The organism is Gemmatimonadales bacterium (assembly GCA_041390145.1).
Lineage (GTDB): Bacteria > Gemmatimonadota > Gemmatimonadetes > Gemmatimonadales > GWC2-71-9 > SPDF01.
The window spans coordinates 144130-162382 of the sequence record JAWKQM010000007.1 but is presented as its reverse complement, the minus strand read 5'-3'; the positions used below and the strand labels follow the sequence as shown (position 1 = coordinate 162382).

At 67.0% G+C, this 18253-nt stretch carries 22 protein-coding genes; 13 read left to right on the top strand and 9 right to left on the bottom strand.

Translation table 11 applies throughout. The features are described from left to right. Positions 1–12: 12 nt before the first annotated feature. A complete protein-coding gene (coxB, locus tag R2910_08155) occupies positions 13–1107 on the bottom strand; it encodes a cytochrome c oxidase subunit II (GenBank protein ID MEZ4412939.1) in 1095 nt (364 codons plus the stop codon). 199 nt (positions 1108–1306) lie between these two features. Here coxB and R2910_08150 point away from each other — a divergent pair, with 199 nt between their 5' ends. Further along, positions 1307–1798, top strand: coding sequence for a DinB family protein (locus R2910_08150; GenBank protein ID MEZ4412938.1), 492 nt, complete (start codon positions 1307–1309; stop codon positions 1796–1798). Here R2910_08150 and R2910_08145 read toward each other — a convergent pair. Further along, positions 1779–3095 (bottom strand): aminopeptidase P N-terminal domain-containing protein, encoded by a 1317-nt coding sequence (locus tag R2910_08145; protein ID MEZ4412937.1) that lies wholly within the window; start codon positions 3093–3095, stop codon positions 1779–1781. The two genes, R2910_08150 and R2910_08145, sit on opposite strands and share 20 nt — an antisense overlap. 11 nt (positions 3096–3106) lie before the next feature. Further along, positions 3107–3790 (bottom strand): M15 family metallopeptidase, encoded by a 684-nt coding sequence (locus R2910_08140; protein MEZ4412936.1) that lies wholly within the window; start codon positions 3788–3790, stop codon positions 3107–3109. A gap of 99 nt (positions 3791–3889) precedes the next feature. On the opposite strand from R2910_08140, the gene R2910_08135 reads away from it, so the two are divergent. The 7 genes from R2910_08135 (at position 3890) to R2910_08105 (ending at position 8714) form a co-directional block, all read left to right on the top strand. Then, positions 3890–5179: an aminotransferase class V-fold PLP-dependent enzyme gene (locus R2910_08135; GenBank protein ID MEZ4412935.1), complete on the top strand. Its 1290-nt coding sequence runs from the start codon at positions 3890–3892 to the stop codon at positions 5177–5179. Positions 5180–5392: 213 nt separating this feature from the next. Further along, entirely contained in the window at positions 5393–5860 is a 468-nt protein-coding gene (locus R2910_08130; protein MEZ4412934.1) for a GreA/GreB family elongation factor, read from the top strand. Between the two features lie 19 nt (positions 5861–5879). Continuing rightward, entirely contained in the window at positions 5880–6251 is a 372-nt protein-coding gene (locus R2910_08125; GenBank protein MEZ4412933.1) for a co-chaperone GroES family protein, read from the top strand. An 8-nt stretch (positions 6252–6259) separates the two neighbouring features. Then, positions 6260–6631 carry a hypothetical protein gene (locus R2910_08120; GenBank protein ID MEZ4412932.1) on the top strand — a complete coding sequence of 124 codons (372 nt, stop codon included), beginning with the start codon at positions 6260–6262 and terminating at the stop codon, positions 6629–6631. A 42-nt stretch (positions 6632–6673) separates the two neighbouring features. Next, positions 6674–7204: a hypothetical protein gene (locus tag R2910_08115; protein ID MEZ4412931.1), complete on the top strand. Its 531-nt coding sequence runs from the start codon at positions 6674–6676 to the stop codon at positions 7202–7204. Further along, the gene (locus R2910_08110; protein ID MEZ4412930.1) at positions 7201–7605 is read left to right on the top strand and encodes a DUF983 domain-containing protein; all 405 of its coding nucleotides are present in this window, start codon (positions 7201–7203) and stop codon (positions 7603–7605) included. Before R2910_08115 ends, R2910_08110 begins: the two co-directional genes overlap by 4 nt. 20 nt (positions 7606–7625) lie before the next feature. Then, positions 7626–8714 (top strand): hypothetical protein, encoded by a 1089-nt coding sequence (locus tag R2910_08105; GenBank protein ID MEZ4412929.1) that lies wholly within the window; start codon positions 7626–7628, stop codon positions 8712–8714. Here R2910_08105 and R2910_08100 read toward each other — a convergent pair. The 6 genes from R2910_08100 to R2910_08075 all read right to left on the bottom strand — a co-directional run bounded on the left by R2910_08100 (position 8711) and on the right by R2910_08075 (position 12815). Beyond that, on the bottom strand, positions 8711–9205 hold the full coding sequence (locus R2910_08100) for a Rieske 2Fe-2S domain-containing protein (protein MEZ4412928.1): 495 nt from the start codon (positions 9203–9205) through the stop codon (positions 8711–8713). The genes R2910_08105 and R2910_08100 overlap by 4 nt on opposite strands. A gap of 15 nt (positions 9206–9220) precedes the next feature. Further along, positions 9221–9724, bottom strand: a complete 504-nt coding sequence (locus R2910_08095; protein MEZ4412927.1) for a Rieske 2Fe-2S domain-containing protein — start codon at positions 9722–9724, stop codon at positions 9221–9223. Next, positions 9721–10215, bottom strand: a complete 495-nt coding sequence (locus tag R2910_08090) for a hypothetical protein (GenBank protein MEZ4412926.1) — start codon at positions 10213–10215, stop codon at positions 9721–9723. Before R2910_08090 ends, R2910_08095 begins: the two co-directional genes overlap by 4 nt. 3 nt (positions 10216–10218) lie before the next feature. Continuing rightward, positions 10219–10854, bottom strand: a complete 636-nt coding sequence (locus tag R2910_08085; GenBank protein ID MEZ4412925.1) for a hypothetical protein — start codon at positions 10852–10854, stop codon at positions 10219–10221. Positions 10855–11289: 435 nt separating this feature from the next. After that, entirely contained in the window at positions 11290–12360 is a 1071-nt protein-coding gene (locus R2910_08080) for a DUF1080 domain-containing protein (protein ID MEZ4412924.1), read from the bottom strand. After that, a complete protein-coding gene (locus R2910_08075; protein MEZ4412923.1) occupies positions 12357–12815 on the bottom strand; it encodes a MaoC/PaaZ C-terminal domain-containing protein in 459 nt (152 codons plus the stop codon). The genes R2910_08080 and R2910_08075 overlap by 4 nt, the downstream gene beginning before the upstream one ends. Before the next feature lie 175 nt (positions 12816–12990). Here R2910_08075 and R2910_08070 point away from each other — a divergent pair, with 175 nt between their 5' ends. The 5 genes from R2910_08070 to R2910_08050 are packed head-to-tail and all read left to right on the top strand — an operon-like array spanning position 12991 to position 18247. Beyond that, complete coding sequence (locus R2910_08070) at positions 12991–13878, top strand: PaaX family transcriptional regulator C-terminal domain-containing protein (protein ID MEZ4412922.1); 888 nt, start codon at positions 12991–12993, stop codon at positions 13876–13878. Positions 13879–13908: 30 nt separating this feature from the next. Further along, on the top strand, positions 13909–14994 hold the full coding sequence (locus R2910_08065; GenBank protein ID MEZ4412921.1) for an enoyl-CoA hydratase-related protein: 1086 nt from the start codon (positions 13909–13911) through the stop codon (positions 14992–14994). Beyond that, positions 14994–15770, top strand: a complete 777-nt coding sequence (locus R2910_08060; protein MEZ4412920.1) for an enoyl-CoA hydratase-related protein — start codon at positions 14994–14996, stop codon at positions 15768–15770. The genes R2910_08065 and R2910_08060 overlap by 1 nt, the downstream gene beginning before the upstream one ends. Continuing rightward, positions 15767–16945, top strand: coding sequence for a 2-hydroxyacyl-CoA dehydratase (locus R2910_08055; GenBank protein MEZ4412919.1), 1179 nt, complete (start codon positions 15767–15769; stop codon positions 16943–16945). Before R2910_08060 ends, R2910_08055 begins: the two co-directional genes overlap by 4 nt. Before the next feature lie 9 nt (positions 16946–16954). Beyond that, positions 16955–18247 carry a 2-hydroxyacyl-CoA dehydratase family protein gene (locus tag R2910_08050; protein ID MEZ4412918.1) on the top strand — a complete coding sequence of 431 codons (1293 nt, stop codon included), beginning with the start codon at positions 16955–16957 and terminating at the stop codon, positions 18245–18247. Positions 18248–18253 lie beyond the last annotated feature (6 nt).

Below are 18253 nucleotides of genomic sequence, written 5' to 3'. Positions count from 1 at the left end.
CGTACCCTCTCGTCAGTTCCCGGCGGCGGTCATGGCGACCGCCCCCGGTGCAGGCACCACGCTGAGCGAGCGCAGGTACGCGATCAGCGCGGTGACTTCTTCATCGGTGAGCCCGAGATTCGGCATCAACACCCCCGACTTGACCGCCTGGGGGTTCTTCAGCCAGCGGGCGAGATTCTCGTCGGTGTTGGGCAGCCAGCCGGAGGCGATATCCGTGCGGCTGCCGATGCCGGCCAGGTTCGGACCGACCATGGTCGGCGCGCCGACCGCGGTCACGGCGTGGCACCCGACGCAGGCCTTGGTGGCAAAGAGCTGCTTTCCCTGCACCACGAGCGGGTCGGGAGCCGGCGCCCCGGAGTCGGCGGGAGCGCTCACGGCGGCAATCCCCACGCGCCAGGCGTCGAAATCCGCCGGGGCCTGCGCAATGACCTGGAAGGCCATCCGGGCGTGCTGGGTGCCGCAGAACTCCGCGCACTGCCCGGGGTAGGTCCCGGGCGTCTCCGTCTTGAACCAGAGCCGGTTGTCGCGCTTGGGGAAGACGTCGCGCTTCCCCGCCAGTTGCGGCGTCCAGAAGCTGTGGACCACGTCGCCGGTGCTCATCCGGAGGTCGACCGTCCGCCCGGTCGGGACGTGCATGTCGCCCGCGGTCACGAGGTTGTACTCCGGGTACCGGAACTCCCACCACCACTGGTGACCGGTCACCTCGATCACGAGCGGATTGTCGGTCGGGACCTCGGCCGTCTTGAAGATCGTCTGGATGGTGGGCACGGCGATGAAGACGAGAATGACCGCGGGAATGGCGGTCCAGACCACCTCGAGCATCGTGTTGCCGTGATTCTGCTCCGGCTCGGCGTCGCCCGGCTTCCCGCGGAACCGGAAGAGGGCCCAGACCAGCGCCCCTTCCACCAGGAAGAAGACGATCGTGGCCAGCTGGAACGACCGGCGGAACACCTGGTCGAGCAGTTCCGCGAAGTCCGCCTTGGGAGCCAGCGTGGTCTGCGGGTACCCATCCGGCGAGCAGCCGGCCAGCACGAGCATGGCCAGCGTAACGCACAGTGCGGGCACCCACCGGGCGGCGCGCCGGAGGGAAGGAATCCTGAGGGCCATTCCGTTCGTCCTGTTCAGCGAAAAATGCGGGGGATGAGTGGCCAAGCAGTCAGCATTTTACCGACCGAAGGCCCCCGCGTCAATGAATTCGACCCCGCCGAATCCCGGCCCCGGAGGTCGCCCTTACGCTGGATCCCGCCATATCTTAGGTCGAATCGGGTTTTCTTCCAATGAATGCGTCCAGACCCCGGAGCCGACCGTGACCCCCGCCGAACGAGAAGACTGCATCCGCCGCTACGCCGAGGGCCCCGCCCGGATTGCCGCCGCCCTGGCGGAGACGCCGGCCGCGGCCCTGCAGTGGCGACCCGCCCCCGGTAAGTGGTCGGTCCACGAGGTGGTCGTCCACTGCGCTGACTCGGAGGTGAACAGCCACGGGCGAATCCGCTATGTGCTGGGGGAGGAGCGCCCCACGATCGTGGGGTATGACGAGGCCCAGTGGGCCAAAGGGATGGACTACCACGCCCATCCGATCGACTTGGCGATGGCCACGGTGGTGGCCGTCCGCGCCAACACCGTGCCCCTGCTCCGCCGGCTCACGGAGGCACAGTGGGGGCGGACCGCCAAGCACACCGAGGCGGGCGCCTATGGAGCCGAGATCTGGCTACAGGCCTATGCCGAACACCTGGAGATCCACGACCGGCAGATTCGCCGCAACATCGCGGCGTGGAAGCTCAGCGCCGCTGCTTCATGACTTTCTCGACATCCGCCGCTGTCCGGGGCGCGCCGCCGGAGAGCAGTTCGTAGCCGGTGGCCGTCACGACCACGTCATCCTCGATCCGGACGCCCAGCTTTTCCTCCGGGATGTAGATGCCCGGCTCCACGGTGAAGACCATGTTCGGGGCCAGCGGCGTCCCGTAGCTCCCGACGTCGTGGACATCCATCCCCACCCAGTGGCTGAGGCCGTGGATGAAGTAGCGGTCGCAGGTGCCGGGGGCGCAGAGATCGCCGGAGTGCTCCTTCATGTAGTCGCGCGCGATCGTTCCCAGCCGGCCGAGGGTCATCCCGGGCTTGACGGAGTCGAGCGCCGCCTGCTGCGTCGCGAGGACGAGGTTGTAGATCTCAAGCTGGCGCGGTGAGAACTTGCCGGTCACCGGAATGGTCCGCGTGATGTCCGCCGCGTAGAAGCCATACTCCGCCCCCATGTCCATCACCACCAGCTCCCCCGCCTGCAGCTGGCTGCGGCTCCGGTCGTAGTGGAGCGTCGTCGCATTGATTCCCGTTCCCACGATGCTCGGGTAGGCCAACCGTTCGGCGCCCAGGCTCCGGAATGTCCCCTCGGCCGCGCCCTCCAGCTGGTACTCCCAGGCCCCGGGATGCGCCACGCGCATCGCGGCCACGTGCCCCTTGGCGCTGATCTCGGCAGCCATGCGCATCCGGCGCATTTCGTCGGCATCCTTCACCAGCCGCATGGCGGCCAGGGAGGGCCGAAGGTCGGTCACCCCCGCACTGGTCCCCAGAGCCAGATGCTGGAAGAAGGTGTCGCTCTCCGCCTCCTTGCCGAGCAGCAGGTAGAACCTGCCGCCCTGGAGCGTCCGGGACCGGACGAAGCTCCGGATCTGGCGCTCGGCCAGGTCGGCCGGGCGGGTGTCCTCGATGCCGGTGAGGGCGGTCGCCTCCGCACCCGGCCCAAGGCGTGCCCCCGTCCACCGCTCCGCCATTGAGTCGCGGGCGGGCAGGTAGAGGTAGACCTGCGGAGCGAGGGTGTCGCGAGCGATCAGCACCAGCCAGCTGGACGGCGTCTCCAGTCCGGTCAGGTAGAAGAAGTCGTTGTTCTCCCGGTAATCGCTGTCCTGCGGATAATCCCCCTCGATGCTGCGCTGTTCCGACGACCGGATGACGGCCACGCCGTTCCCCATACGCTTGAGGAGTTCCGCGCGCCGCGCGGCCAGGTACTCCACCGGGACCGGACCGGCCGGGGAGCCGACCTGGGCCGGGGCAACGGTCGGGATGGACGCGAGCAGTGCAATTACCAGTGTGGCACGGGGCATGACGTGGTCCATTATTGAGGCGTGAGCGGTGCGGCGCGGATGACGAGGTCGAAGGGAACCGGGTCCTCGACGACAATCGAGAAGTGCCACCACTCCATCGGGTAGTTGGCGAATCCCTCCGAGGCCATCACCTCTACGAGATGATCCCGCGACTGTTTCACGGCGCCAGCGGCATTGGCGGTGTGGGCCGCATCCCCGAAGGTGTCGAAGGGTGTGCCCATCGGCACCTCGACCCCGGAGTGGAGATCCACCATCGTCAGGTCAACGGCCACCCCCTGATTGTGCCGGCTCCGCCGCGCGATGTACCCGGAGTCGAGCAGCCAGGTCTGGTTGGTCCGCTCCGTCCACGCCACCATGGCCTGGGTGGCCCGGACCGGCCGGTATCCGTCCCAGATCTTGAGCCCAAGCCCTTCGGCGGCGAGCCGATGCTGCACCCGCGCCAGTGCCTCGGCCGCTTCGCGGCGGAGCAATGCACGGTTGGCGTTGTACCCCGGCAGCGGCGCACCGGTAAAGTTGTCGGGGCCGGCATACCTCGCGTCCACCCGGATGGTGTTGTCGAGTGCGCGGACATCGACCAGGAGCCGTTCCGCGAGTATGTCGGGGGCCACCACCTGCGAGTCGGCGTTGGCCACCGCCGCCTGGGCGCTGAGGACCGTCGGGAGGCCAAGAAGGCAGAGCAGAAGTGTGTATCGCATCCCGGGAGAGTAAGCCCGACAACCACCGTCCGGGAGAGGGGGGCTTGCGGAGCCGCGATCCGGACCCGATTGTGAACCATCCCTCACCACTGGTGCCCCGTGACCACTCGACGCTCCTTCCTCGGATTCCTGTCGGTCCCGTTCGCCGCCTCGCTGACGCTGCCGAAGTTCGGCGCCACTCCGCCGCGCGCGAGTCGGCCGCTCATGCCCGCCGATCTCGGCCCGCTGGACGACGAGGCGTACTGGCGGGCGCTCCGCCAGCAGTTCACCATCCCGCCGGACCAGGCGTTCTTCAATACCGCCACCCTGGGGTCGAGTCCTCGGGCGGTCCAGGAGACGGTCATCCAGAGCATCCAGCACGTCAATCGCGACATTGCGGAGTGGGACTACAAGGCGGGCCACGAGAACTTCTTCACGGGCTACTACCCGGAACTGCCCAGCCGGGAAAAAGTGGCCACCACCCTCAACTGCACCGGGCATGACGTGGCGCTGACCATGAACGCCACGTTCGGCATGAACTTCGTGGCCAACGGGCTCGACCTGAAGCCGGGTGACGAAGTCATCGTAACCGACCAGGCCCACGCCGGCGGCCGGATGGGCTACGACCTGCGCGCCAAGCGCGACGGCATCGTGGTCAAGGTGGTCACCGTCCCCAATCCCCCCGAGTCGCCCGACCAGCTGATCCAGCTCTACCTCGACGCCACGACGCCGCGCACGCGGGTCTGGGCCATCCCGCATATCTCGAGTTCGCGCGCCATCCGCTATCCCGTCAATCAGCTCTGCGCCCTGGCCAGGGAGCGCGATATCTGGAGCGTCATCGACGGTGCCCAGTCGCTGGGGCATGTCGCCATCGATGTGCAGGCCATGGGCTGTGACGCCTTCTTCGCCTCGCCCCACAAGTGGATGCTCGGCCCCAAGGGCACCGGTCTGCTCTACGTCCGGCCCGAGCGCCAGAAGGAACTCTGGACCACCCTCGCATCGGGAGCCTGGGATGACCAGGCTGACCCGATGTTCCGGCTGATGCAGTACGGCACCGGCAACCTGAGCCTCCTCCTCGGCCTCGGGGTCGCCGTCGACTTCCACAACCAGATCGGCTCAACGAAGATCCAGGCGCGCGACTTCGCCCTGGCCAACCGGCTCCGGACCGGCCTGACCAGCATCCCCGGTACGACGTTCGTCTCGCCGACGCATCCCGACCTCACCTGCGGCACGACGGTGTACGGACTCAAGAACAAGACCGGGGCCCAAATTCAGGACTATCTCTGGGAACGCGGGAAGGTGCGGGTCCGCAGCATGGGCGACGTCGGCGTGCGCCATGCCTGCCACATCTACAACTCGCCGGACGAGGTCGACAAGGCGCTGGCGCTGCTGAAGGAGATGGCGGCGTAGGCGGGGGGGCAGCGGGGCAGCGGGGCAGCGGGGCAGAAGGTACCGAGGGAGGACAGGCCCGCCTACCAGTTTCCTAAGCGCTTGCTGGAGCGCTGGTTAGGTGCGCACCTGTCCAAAATCGTCCCGGCATCGCATCTTAATGATGAGAAACCTGCAAGTGCCCGATGAGAGATTCCGTCTCTCGGGCACGTCCTTTTTTTGTCGGAACCGCCCATGATTACCGAAATGCGCGAGAAGCTCGGCCAGGAGATTGAAGCCCTGACCCGCGAGCTCACCATCACGCTGCCCCAGGCCATTGCCCAGGCTGTGGAGATGGGGGACTTGCGGGAGAACTCCGAGTACAAGGCGGCGCTTGAGCGGCAGCAGTTGGTGCAGGCCCGGCTCGGGCAACTGCACCACCGCCTGAATCAGTTGACCCAGCTCGCCAACACCGAGACGCCGACCGACCGGGTCGGACTCGGCTCGCGGGTCACCGTACTGGACCTCGACAGCAAGGAAACCGACACCTACATGCTGGTCCTCGCCGAGATGATGGACCTCGAGGAAGGCCATGTGTCATTTGCCTCCCCGCTCGGACGCGCACTGGTGGACCGGAAGGTGGGCGATGAGGTGGAGCTCAGGCTTCCCCGCATGACCCGGCGGCTTCGCGTCACGGAGCTGGTGACCGCGCACCAGGCGTAGCGCACTCCCTGGAGTGACCATGGAATTCCCCAAGAAGCAATTGCTCGTCGTCGGCGACCGGGTGCTCATCACTCCCGAGGAGGGGGAAGAGCGCACCCGGGTCGGCCTCTACCTTCCCGCGTCGGCGATGGAGGGGCTGCAGGTGCAGGCGGGGCTGATCGTGGCGACGGGCCCGGGTGAGCCGATGCCGGACTTCAGCTCGCTGGACGAAGAACCGTGGAAGGCCTCCCGGCGGGAGCAGACCAGGCATCGGCCGATGCAGGCGAGGGTCGGCGACACCGCCATCTTCTTCCGGAAGGCCGCGGTGGAGATCACCTTCGAGGAGCGGAAGTACCTGGTCGTCCCCCTTGCAGCCATCCTGGTGCTGGTGCGCGAAGATCTTCCCATCTAGCCGCTCCCATGACATCCACGCCGAATCGCGCACTGGTCCGACTGGCGGGGGTCGCGGCAGCGCTGTCCCTCGTCCTGGCGGTGGCCGGATTCCGCCAGGTGGTGCCGCGGGAACTTGCGCTCCTCGGGCTGGCGCTCTTCGTGGCGTTCCTCGTGCTGATTGCGCTGCTGGCCTGGGAGACGCGGCGAAAGGTCCTGGCCCAGCGCGAGGCGGCCGAGCGCGGGCAGATGATCGTCATCCTGGCGGCCAAGCTCAAGGACGAGGCGACCCCCACGCTGGAGCGGATGGTTCGGCAGGGTGGGCAAGCGGGGGAGGCGGCCGGGCTTATCCTTCAGGGAAGGGCGGAGCGCCAGCGGCGCAATCCAGGATCGACACCCTGAACACCCGTCGCGCCGCGCACGATTCTCATCCACTGGACCATCATGTGCTTCTTCCTCTACATCGCGAGCCCGCTCACTCTCAGTGAGGTGCGCTCGATGCTCCCCCAGGGGCTGACGGCGGACCTGCTGCCCCCGACCGAGCAAGGAGAGTTGCGCGCCCTCCATCCCGACGCACAGACCATCGCCCGCGTGCTGCGCGGCGGTTGCTCCTGCGACCTGGTGAGGGAGCGCAAGGTTCCGGCGAGCGAGGACGAGGCGCGGCTCCGCGTGCGGTACCGCGAACTCGGCTACAGCCGGCCCCAGGTGGTGAAGGCACTCGAGGTGCATCGACGCGCCCTCGGGTTGCGGGCCCGGCCCGCCGGGCACTGGCCAAAGGCCTTCACGGAATTTGTGGCGGAACATGCGCGCAACGCCGGGCCCACCCTCTACTACCTGCAGTTCGGTCACGAGGGCCTGCAGCGGGTGGCCGCCGGCCCCCCCCGCGCCATCCTCACGGACGATGTCCGCGCCTTCCCCGGCGTCTGGCTCCCGGAAGATGCGCCCATCATGGTGGTGCGGGACGAGGCCTCGTGAACCGCTGGCGGATGTTCCGGCGTGCGCTCCGGCTCCGGTGCCCCGCCTGTGGCGGTGGGCCCGTGTTCCTGTCGTGGTTCCGGATGGCGCCGAGTTGCCCCACCTGCGGCCTGCGGTTCGAGCGGGGCGAGGAGGGTTACTGGGTCGGCTCGTACATGTTCAATATCGTTGCGTCGGAATTGTGCTTCGCCTCGGTGGCGGTGGCGGTGGTCGTCGCGACCTGGCCCTCACCGCCGTGGGCGCTGATCACCGTGGGTGGCGCCATCCTGATGCTCCTGATCCCGTTCCTGTTCCTGCCGTTCTCGAAGGTCTTGTTCCTCGCGTTCGACCTCTGCTTTCGTCCTCCGGTGGAGGAGGACTTTGCCGCCCCATCGGAGCCCGCCGCCGCCCGGCGGGCGTGACCCACCGCCCCGGAGTCGCGATGCGCTGCTTCCCGTTTGCCCTCGCCACCCTCGCTGGCCTCGCCACCGCCTGCTCATCTTCCTCTGTGCCCGAAACGGTGACTCCGGCCACCGCCCCCTTGCCGGTGCTGACGGATCAGACCGTGGGTACCCGGCAGCTCCTGCAGGCGGTGAGCGTGGTCAGCAACGACGTGGTCTGGGTGAGCGGACACGGCGGCACCTGGGCCCGGACCGTGGACGGGGGCGCCACCTGGACCGCCGGCGTGGTGCCCGGAGCGGACTCACTCCAGTTCCGGGACCTGCACGCACTCGACGCCAGGCGGGTCTGGCTGATGAGCGCCGGCACCGGTGCGGCGTCGCAGATCTGGTACTCGGACGACGCGGGCAAGAACTGGACGCAGCAGTTCCGGAACGGCAGCTCGAAGGCCTTCTACGATTGCATGGGATTCTGGGACGACAAACATGGCATCGCCCTGAGCGATGGCGTGGACGGCATCTTCCCTGTGCTCGCCACGCGCGACGGCAAGAGCTGGATGCTTCTCTCCGAGGCGGCGAGTCCCCATGCCCGACCGGGCGAGGGCTCCTTCGCGGCCAGCGGTACTTGCCTCGCCACCCGGGGCGACAAGCGCGCCTGGTTCGGCACGGGCGCCGCGGTGGACGGGTTTGCGCGCGTCATCCGGACCACCGATGAGGGACGGAGCTGGAAGAGCGCCGAGACGCCGATCGTGGCCAGCGCCTCGGCGGGGATCGCCACGGTAGCATTCCGCGATGATCAGCACGGCGTGGCGATGGGAGGCAACATCGCCAAGCCAGATACGTTCACGATGAATGTCGCGGTCACTTCCGACGGCGGGGCAACATGGGAGCCGGGCGGCCAGATGCCCTTCCCCGGCGCGGTGTACGGCTCGGCCTACTCCCAGGACAACGGCAAATCGGTGCTGGTGGCGGTCGGCCCCAAGGGCGCCGCCATCTCCATGGACGACGCCCGGACCTGGACCCTGATCGATGCCGGCAACTACTGGAGCGTCGGGATGGGCAAGAATGGCCGGGGATGGCTTGTCGGACCGGGAGGCACGATCCGGCGGCTGGATCCCCGCGGGTCGCCCTAGTCGTCGTCCTCGCCCCCTCCACCGCCGCCGCCCGGCGCATTGCCCGAAATCTGGAGCATGCCGGTCGCGGGATCGTAGGTCGTCGTCAGCGCGAAGAGGTTGCTGGTCTTCTGTCCGCCCGTCCACGCGCCCGTCTTCGCGAAGGTGGCCCCGTGGTTGGGACAGCGGAATCCATTCGACTGGATGCTGACGGTCGTGCCGGCGTGCGGACAGACCATCGAATAGGCGCTGTACGCATCCGCACCGCTGTGGTACACGGCCACCGGGGTTCCGGACCCGCCATCGACACGAGCCACCCCGCCGACAGACGCGAGCGGGGGAAAGCTGTTCACGTCAACGGAAAGATTCACCACTCCACCTGGCCCCAGCGCCCCCCCGAATACCCCGTTGCCGCATGCCGAGGCGAGGACCGCGGCGACCGCCGCCATCGACGTGTCCGCCAGGAAGGCCCGACGCGAGAGCCCGCGCCCGCCGCATGATCCGTCACACATGCCGTCTCCTCTCCCTCAGCCGAGGGACACTTTGGCCGCGGCCCATCCCGCGGGATCCTTGTCTTCTTCGAACATGACGTCCACGTCGACCACCAGCGTCTCGCCGTCCCGCCGAATCGCGAGTCGGTCCATGCCGCGTGTGGCCCGACCCGAGATGAAGGTGCCGTCCGGCTCGTACTTCGACTTGTGCTTGGGACACTGGAAGCGCTGGTCCGCCGGCAACCACTTCAGCGCCGTGTTCTGGTGTGGACAGGAAAGATTGAAGGCGTACGCCATCCCCTGGAACCGCACCAGGATGACCTGTTCCTGTTTGTCGATCGTGGCACCGTCGACGGGGGGGATCGGGTACGTCACGCGGGCCCCGCGCACCCGCAACGCGCGTCCACTGCGCACCGTCAGCGCCTCAGCCGTCTCGGCCGTGGCTCCGAGGGCAACGAAGGTGAGCATCAGCGAGGCCGCAGCGCGAAGGAAATCCCGGCGCCCTTCCAGCTCACAGCGGCCGCAATCGTGGCTGCTCACAGGTTCACCAGCATCACACCGGTCAGCACCGCGACCAGCCAGAGGAGAGAGCTCGCCGCGGCGGAACGCCGGAGCGCCTGCCAGGCGCGATCCGTCACATCGCCCGACGCCAGTCGATGGCCGAATTTTCTCAGCGCGGCGCCATTGACGAGCAAGGCCGCCAGGAACCCCATCTTGACCCAGAAGACCGGGGCGGTGGCGAACGTGGGCACGTCAGCCAGGAAGAGCAGGAAGCCGCTCGCGAAGGAGATGGCCAGACCGACCAGGACCGGGGTATGGATTGCGTTGAGCTCGGCCACATGGACCCGGCGGACGGCGGCGTCTGCGCTGGTGGCCCGGAACACCGAGCGGTCCGCGGCGAGTGCCAATCCGCCGGCCAGCAGGAACCCACCGATATGGCTGAACATCACGCCGTTCATCAAGAGCTTGGAGTTGTCGTACGCGGCGGCCCAGGGCTCCGCCAGGTGAGCAAGCGATTCGACGAGTGACATCGATCAGTCCTTCCAAAGAAGCATCATGAGCCAGCTGGCGGTCGCCACGCTCATGGAAGCAATGGCGACGTTCTGATGTTGCTGCCGTGCGTCATACGACGTCTCGGCCTGGCTGGACAGCACCCCGGTGTAGACGAATCCCGCATCGGCGATGAACATCAGGGCGGAGTGGATGTAGCGGCGGGTGCGTCCGGCAGGATCCTTCCGGCCGTCCCAGAGGTTCCAGGCGCCGGTCACCGTGTTTACCGCAAAGACGCCAGCAAGCGCGGTGGCCGTCGGGCCGTGGACGCTCTTCGCCCAACTGGGAGCGGCATCGCCGTACTCCATCACCTGGGTGCCGCTCGCATACTGCAGGGCAAAGAGCGGGAGCATCGTCCAGCTGAGGATCTTGTGGATCTTCAGCCGGGTGTAGTACCCGTCGCTGTATTCCACCGCCGTCGCCCGCTTCCGCTTGGTGGTGTCCTGCCAGGAGTCGGCGTCATTCACGAGCCGCATGCCGTCGGGCAGGAACGCCGCTGGGATCGGGACCGGGGCGACGATCGGGGCCGGTGCCGATTGCACCGTATCAGCGATCGGGGCTGCGGGGGTGGTCAGTGCGGTTGGAATCGTGAGGAACAACAACGCCACGGCGTCCTGCATAGGCATCCAGGAGTAAGGGTGACCAAAGGGAAGGCAATGGGAGTGCCATTCCGATCTGATCGCCTATCTTATTCTGCTGCAATTACTTGAAGAATTTGGAGATCAGGGAACTCTGGTACGCCGCGATCCACTTGCATCGAGACGATACACACACTCTCCCCTGACGATAGAAATGAGAGCCATGTCTAGACCATGGCCATGCTGGAAAAGTGAAATCATGGCATGTGAGTGTTTGCTCATTTATTGACGAAATTCGCGGATCAGGCAACTCTCGTCATGGGTGGGCCAGACATGCCGCGGAATACTACGAAACACCTAATACCATGTCAAATAATACTTTAGGCTATCATACCTAAAGCGGGTTGCTAGTTACCGGGCGAGTGAGCGTCCACTTACGTACCAGAAAGCCACGAAACCAGGTCGCTCCCCGCCAACCTATTGATGCGCCGATGGGTCATGCACCGGGGTCAGGTCGAAGACGGTATCGCCCATTCTGAAGGTGAGTTTGGCGGGGGTGCCATCGGGGGCGGGCGTCACCGTCAGCGTCGCGGCCGTGCTGCTGAACGCGTACTCGGTGGGAGAGAGTGGGATCAGGGTCTGCCACCGGCCCTCGGGCAGATTCACCCGGAGCGCATCGGCCGCTTTCGAGATGACCAGCACCATTCCGCCGTTGGCATAGGTGCCGGGGAGCCGGTCCAGCACTGCACTGGGGACGTCGGCGGCAACGGGGAGTGGAGCGGGCATCGGAGGTGTCACACTGGGCAGTGCCCGAACCCAGATATTCCGGTAGCGGACCGGGTTGCCGTGATCCTGCAGCGCAATCGGCCCGCGCGGGGGACTTACGACGTAGGGGTTGGCCTGCAGCCAGTTGGTCGGGCCCCAGAAGGCCACATCATCCTGGATGAGGAGGCCATTCTGGAAGGCCGTCATCCGGGCCGGCGCGACGAGCACGCCCACCGAATCGAAATGCGGCGGGTGGAAGATGATGTCGTATGATTGCCAGGTCCCGGGCGGCAGGGAGGCGTTTACCAGGGGTGGGTATTGGCCATAGGCTGCGCCGGCCTGCCCGTCAGGATAAGTGTCGTTCTGATAGGAGTCGAGCACCTGCAGCTCGTAGCTGCCCATCAGGAAGACGCCGCTGTTCCCCCGCCCCTGCCCCGAATCCTTCGGCGGTGTCGGCGCCGACCACTCGATGTGCAGCTGGAGGTCCCCGAACTCCTGTCGCGTGAACACGTATCCCGCCCCCGGCACCGCCTCCATTGCGCCATTGCGCACCACCCACCCGGCGGCCTCCCCATTGGCGTTGCGCCAGGCGCCGACTCCCGATCCGTCGAAGAGCACCACGGCATCCGAAGGCGGCAGAACAGCCTCCGCCGGCTGGCCTGGTGTCACCAGTGGCGGCCGAGGGCGGGAGAGATCGTGTGCACGCCAGCCCGATGGGGTCTGGGCGGGAAGCATCTGGACGGTGCCGAGGACGACGAATCCAACGGCCAGGGCGGTCTTCATGACAACTCCTCGGTTCCGGTGCGTCGCGCGATCAATTCGACAAACTCCCCTTCCTGCACCACCTCACCACGCTGGTTCTTCAACTCGGCCGCCAGCGTCACCAGTCCCCTCGTCGGATTGCCCGTCGCCCTCCGCGAGGCCACCCGGAGATGCAGGGTCACGATATCCCCATAGTAGATCGCCCCACGGAATCGCCAGGAGACGCCGACCAGCGCGACGAGGGTGTCCCGCGTGAGTTCCAACTGATTCGCCAGTCCCGTTGCCACGGAAAGTCCCAGTGCCCCATGGGCAATCGGCCCATCGAACCCCGCCCGCTTGGCGGCGTCCGGGTCGAGATGAATGGGATTCCGGTCTCCAGACACCTCGGCGAAGGCCCGCACATCGGCTTCCTCGATGCGGCGCGGCGCAGTCACGAACGCACCGGCTGCCTCAAAGTCCTCGTAGTACATGCCCATCAATGGCTCCTGAGTTGGCGGTCTTCGCGTGACAAAAAGCCGTCCGTGCACTGACGCGGGGCAGTCCCCCCCTTGGCTTGCGAATGGGGGCCTTCCTTGACAAGACCAGTATAACACAACACATTCGTTCGTAGCAGAAGTGTTATATGTCACTTTACTTACGAGCGTATAGCGTATGGCACGTAAGTCAATCCCCAGCCTCCGCTCCCAGGACCTCGTCTTCACCCTCTTCGGCGACTATCTGCTGGAGCGGGAACGTCCGGTCTGGACGGGAGGGCTGATCACCCTCCTCGGCGACCTCGGGCTCTCCCCGATGGCGGTGCGGACCGTCCTCTCCCGGATGACCCGAAAGGGGTGGCTCACCGCCGAGCGGATCGGCACACGCAGTTGGTACGGCCTGGCCCCGAAGGGCCGAAAACTGCTCGAGTCGGGACGGGAGCGCATCTATCACCCGGCCTCGGACGCGGAGTGGGACGGCGACTGGTCGGTCGTGGTCTTCTCGGTCCCCGAGACACGCCGTCGGCTTCGGGACGCGCTCCGCGTCCGGCTGGCCTGGCTGGGCTGTGGCCCCCTCACCAGCGGGGTGTGGATTTCACCGCACGATGTGCGGACCGAAGTCCTGGAGATCGCAGCGGACCTCAAGCTGGGTAAACACGTCGAGATTTTCCGGGGCGCCCACCTGGCGCACTCCACTCCTGAACGCCTGGTGTCTCAGTGCTGGGACCTCGCCGGCCTGGATCGGCGCTATGCGGCATTCATCGCCCGGTGGAGCCAGGAACTCGAGCACTGCCGCGAGTGCGGCCTGACAGGAGCACGGGCGGGCATTCACAAGCCGTGCACCGCACCGGCGGATTGCTTCAGGCGCCGGTTCCTTCTCGTGCACGAGTACCGGGCCTTCCCGCTCGAGGACCCGTACCTCCCCCGCCCTCTCCTCCCCGATGGCTGGCACGGGGACAAGGCCGCACGGCTCTTCGAAACCTATCACGATGTGCTGGCGGACCCCGCCGAGGCCTACGTCGCCAGTGTCTGTGCCGAAGGCGACGAGATCGTCGCTGCCGCCTGACGATGCGATCCAATCACCGAGGACAGACCGATGCGTGAATTTGAATCCCGGGACGCCGCTTCGTTCGACTTCGCCGAGGTAGGGTACCGCAAGGCGGACTGGGTGGCCACCGTCACCATCAACCGCCCCCACAATTACAACGCCTACAGCACCGCGGCGCTCCGGGAGCTTGCCACCGCCGTTCAGGATGCCTCGTTCGACGACACCGTCGGCGTCATCGTGATTACCGGCGCGGGGACGTCCGCGTTCTGCACCGGCGGCGACGTCAAGGAGTATGAGGAGGCGTACACCGATCGCCCCCGCGACTACTGGAAGTACATGGGGCTCTTCCGCGCCTGGATCGAGAGCCTCGTCAACGCGGGGAAGCCTGTCATCGCCCGGATCAACGGCATGGCGGCGGGTGGCGGCAACGAGTCACAGCTGGCCTGTGACCTCGCCGTCATGGCGGAGCATGCCTGGATCGGCCAGGTCGGCACCCGGGTCGGGAGCGTGGCCGCCGGCGGGGCCACGCAGTGGCTGCCGATCCACATCGGCGACCGGCGCGCCCGCGAGATGCTCCTGTTGAACAATCGGATTCCTTCCGACAAGTGTCTGGAGTGGGGGCTCGTCAACCGCGTGGTACCCTCGGTCACGAAGGACGGCACCTTCATCACCGGCGCGACGCCGGAGCAGGTGAAGTTGGCGCAGAAGGGCAAGGACGGGTACGCCATTGACCTCTCCAAGCTCGACGAATCGGTCCAGGACCTCGTGACACAGCTCCTCAAGCAGTTCCCGGAGTGCCAGCGGTACACCAAGCAGCAGGTCAATTTCTGGAAGGAACTGGCGTGGCACCAGACGATCGGCCACGCACGCGACTGGCTCTCCACGCACTACACCAGCGTCGAGCCGTGGGAGGGTATGCGGGCCTTCGTCGAGAAGCGGCCGGCCGACTACCTCGGCCTCCGCGAGAAGGCGGCGAATGGGGGATCGAGCGAGTTCCTCTGGGGCCCGTACGCCTCCGACTGTCCGGCGTGCGGCGCGAAAGGCATTCCGTCCGGCTTCGCCTTCTGCGGTGCATGCGGTGGCGCGATGAACAGCCACCGCGCTCCCGAACCCACGCTGGCGGCGAAGCGCTGATGCCGACCACGGCGAACACCGTGCGCTATACCCGCACGGGCGGCGTCGGACGGCTGGTGCTGGACCGACCCCCGGTCAACGTGCTGGATATCACCGCCATGGAAGCGCTGCAATCGGCGATCGCCGAGGCGGCGGCCGATGCCGGGCTGAAGGTGCTGGCCGTGTCGGGAGCCGGCCGGGCCTTCTCCGCCGGTGTGGATGTGGCCGACCATACTGCCGACCGGGTGGGGCGGATGCTCGCGTTGTTTCACGGCGCGGTCAGGCAACTGATGGCACTCGAGGTGCCGGTCGTGGCGCTCGTCCACGGCGCCGCCCTCGGCGGCGGCTGTGAGCTGGCGCTGGCGTGCGACATGGTCCTGGCACGCGACGACCTCAAGCTCGGCCAGCCCGAGATCCAGCTGGCGGTCTTCCCCCCTGTGGCCGCCGCACTCCTCCCCCAATTGATCGGTCGGCAACGCGCCCTCGACCTCATCCTGACCGGCCGGACCATCGGTGCCGCCGAGGCGCTTCGCATGGGACTCGTGAGCCGTGTCCTCTCCACCGTGGAATTCGAGGCGGGCGCCGCCGCCGCCCTGGCCGAGTTGGCCTCCCGCTCCGGCCCGGCGCTTCGCCTGGCCAAGCGCGCAGTCCTGGATGGCATGGACCTCCCGTTTGCACCTGCACTCCAGCGCGCGGAAGACCTCTACCTCAACGAACTGATGCAGCTCGCGGATGTGCATGAGGGGCTCGCCGCCTTCATGGAGAAGCGAGCGCCGGTCTGGGAGGATCCAGCATGAGCGCCACGGCCACCGCGTTCGATGTCGCCGCCGTCGCGGCGCTCCCCCTCGACGCCGCCCTCGCCGCCTGCCGGGACCTGCTGGAAGACCCCGAGTTCCCCACGGTGCACGCGTGGAAGGAGTCGGGGGGGAAGGTCCTCGGTCACTTCCAGGTGTACTTCCCGGAGGAACTGGTCCACGCCGCCGGAATGCTGCCGGTCAAGGTACGCGGCGCCCCGGTGGAGATGCGGCAGGCCGACTCCCACTTCGGCTCATATCTCTGTTCCATCATCCGGAGCTCGCTCGAGGTTTGCCTCGACGGCCGGCTGCCGCTCGACATGTTCGTGACCCACCCGATCTGCGACGCGGCGCGCAACCTGGCCGGCGTGTGGACGCGCAATCTCCCGTACCCGTCCCAGATCCTCTACCTGCCCCAGAACGTCAATTCCGCCGCGTCCGCCGCCTACCTCCGCGACGAGTACGCGCGGATGCTGGGTGACATCGAGGCGGTGGCGGGCCGAAAGGTCACCGACGCCGACCTCCGGCGCTCGATTGCCGTCTTCAACGACAATCGCCGCCTGCTCCGCGAGGTCTACGCCATCAAGCGGGAAACGCCCTGGCTCCTGCCAGTCGACCAGGCCTACGTGCTGGTGGCCTTGGGCGCCATTCTCCGCCGGGAGGAGCACAACGCCCTGCTGCGCGCGATGATCCCGCAGATCCGGCAACGGGAGGACAAGTCCCAGGACAAGATCCGCATCGTGCTGGAAGGGGGGTTCTGTGAGCAGCCCCCCCTCGATCTGCTGATGGTGATCGGCCAGTCCTGCTACGTGGTGGACGACGACCTCCTGATCGGGCTCCGCTTCCTGGTCCGGGATGTGGACGCACAGGGCGATCCCCTGGCGGCGCTGGCGGACGCCTACATCAACGGGTCCTCGTACAGCCCCGTCCAGCACGACACCCGGAAACCAAAAGAGCAGATGCTGCTCGACCGGCTGCACGGCGCCAAGGCGCAGGCGGCCATCCTGTCGGCCGCCAAGATGTGCGAGCCCGGCCTGGACGAGCAGGTCGCCTACACCAAGGCGCTGGACGAGGCGCACATCCCCTATTTCATCACCGAATTCGAAGAGAAGATGTCCGGCTTCGACCAGATGCAACTGCAGCTCGAGACCTTCATCGAAAGCATCCTGTTCGACTAGGGAGGGACCGTGATCACGGAACAGGACATCGTCGGCCGGGGCGCCACCGAAGGCGCCAAGTTGATGCGCGACTGGTTTGCACGACTGGACCAGGCCGCCGAGCGGAAGGAAACCGCCGCCTATGTCTTCGTCATGGGCAGCCTGGCGGAGGTGCTGCGCGCCTTCGGGATGCACCTCGTCTTCCCGGAAATCAACTCGCTCCAGACTGCGGTACGGCACGTGGCGCACGAGTATCTCGGCATGGCCGAGGAGTACGGCTACTCGCCGGATGTCTGTGGCTACGTGAAGGCCGACGTGGCCATGCAGCTCCAGGACGGCAAGCACTCCATGGGGCGGCTCCCCAAGCCGGCGCTCGCCGTGGCGACCAACGCCTGCAATACCTACGTCAAGTGGGCCGAGTTCTGGGAACGCTACTACAAGATCCCCATGGTCACGCTCGACATCCCCGGCTCGCGGACCGCCGCCGGCGGTGCCCCGCCGGGAACGGTCGCCTTCGAGAACGACCGCCGCTACCTCGAAGTGCAACTCCGCGAGCTGATCGCGGAATGCGAGCGGCTCACCGGTACGACGCTGGACATGGGACGGCTGCGCGAAGTGCTCGACTACACCAACCGGATGGCGGCCGCCTGGAAGCGGATCCTCGAACTCAATCAGCGCCGCCCCGCGTTGTTCAACGCCCTGGTGGACGGCACGATCTACCTCGGCGTCCTGAACGCCCTGCGCGGCACCCGGGAGGGGGCCGAGTACTTCGAGCGCCTGGTCGAAGAGATGGAGTACAAGGCCGCGCGCGGTCTCGGCACCATCCAGGACGAGCAGTACCGCCTGCTGTTTGTCGGCGTCCCCTGCTACCCGATCTTCCGCCGCTTCCACGAGATGTTCGCGGACCAGGGCGGCGTGTTCGTGGCGTCGAGTTACCTCTGGTTTGCGGCGGGGGGCCTCGACCTCGGGTTCCAGTACGACCTGGAGCGACCGATCGAGAGCCTCGCGGAGGGGATCCTCGTGGGTGTCCGCCACGCCGGCGACGCGATGCTCTTCCACGACCAGTCGCTGATCGAGCAGGTGGACCAGTTCGAGGCCGACGGCGTGGTCTACCACCCGGTCAAGAGCTGCCGCACCGTGTCCACCAGCCTGGCCGGCAGCCGGAAGGCGCTCATGAAGGCCCGCGACGTCCAGTGCCTCTTCATCGAGTCGGACATGATGGACCGCCGGGTGGTGTCGGAAGCCCAGCTCAAGAACCGGATTGACGCCTTTTTCGAGGGCCTCGGCTCGCAGCGGCTCCGCGCCACCGCGGCCACGGCCTGATCGGAG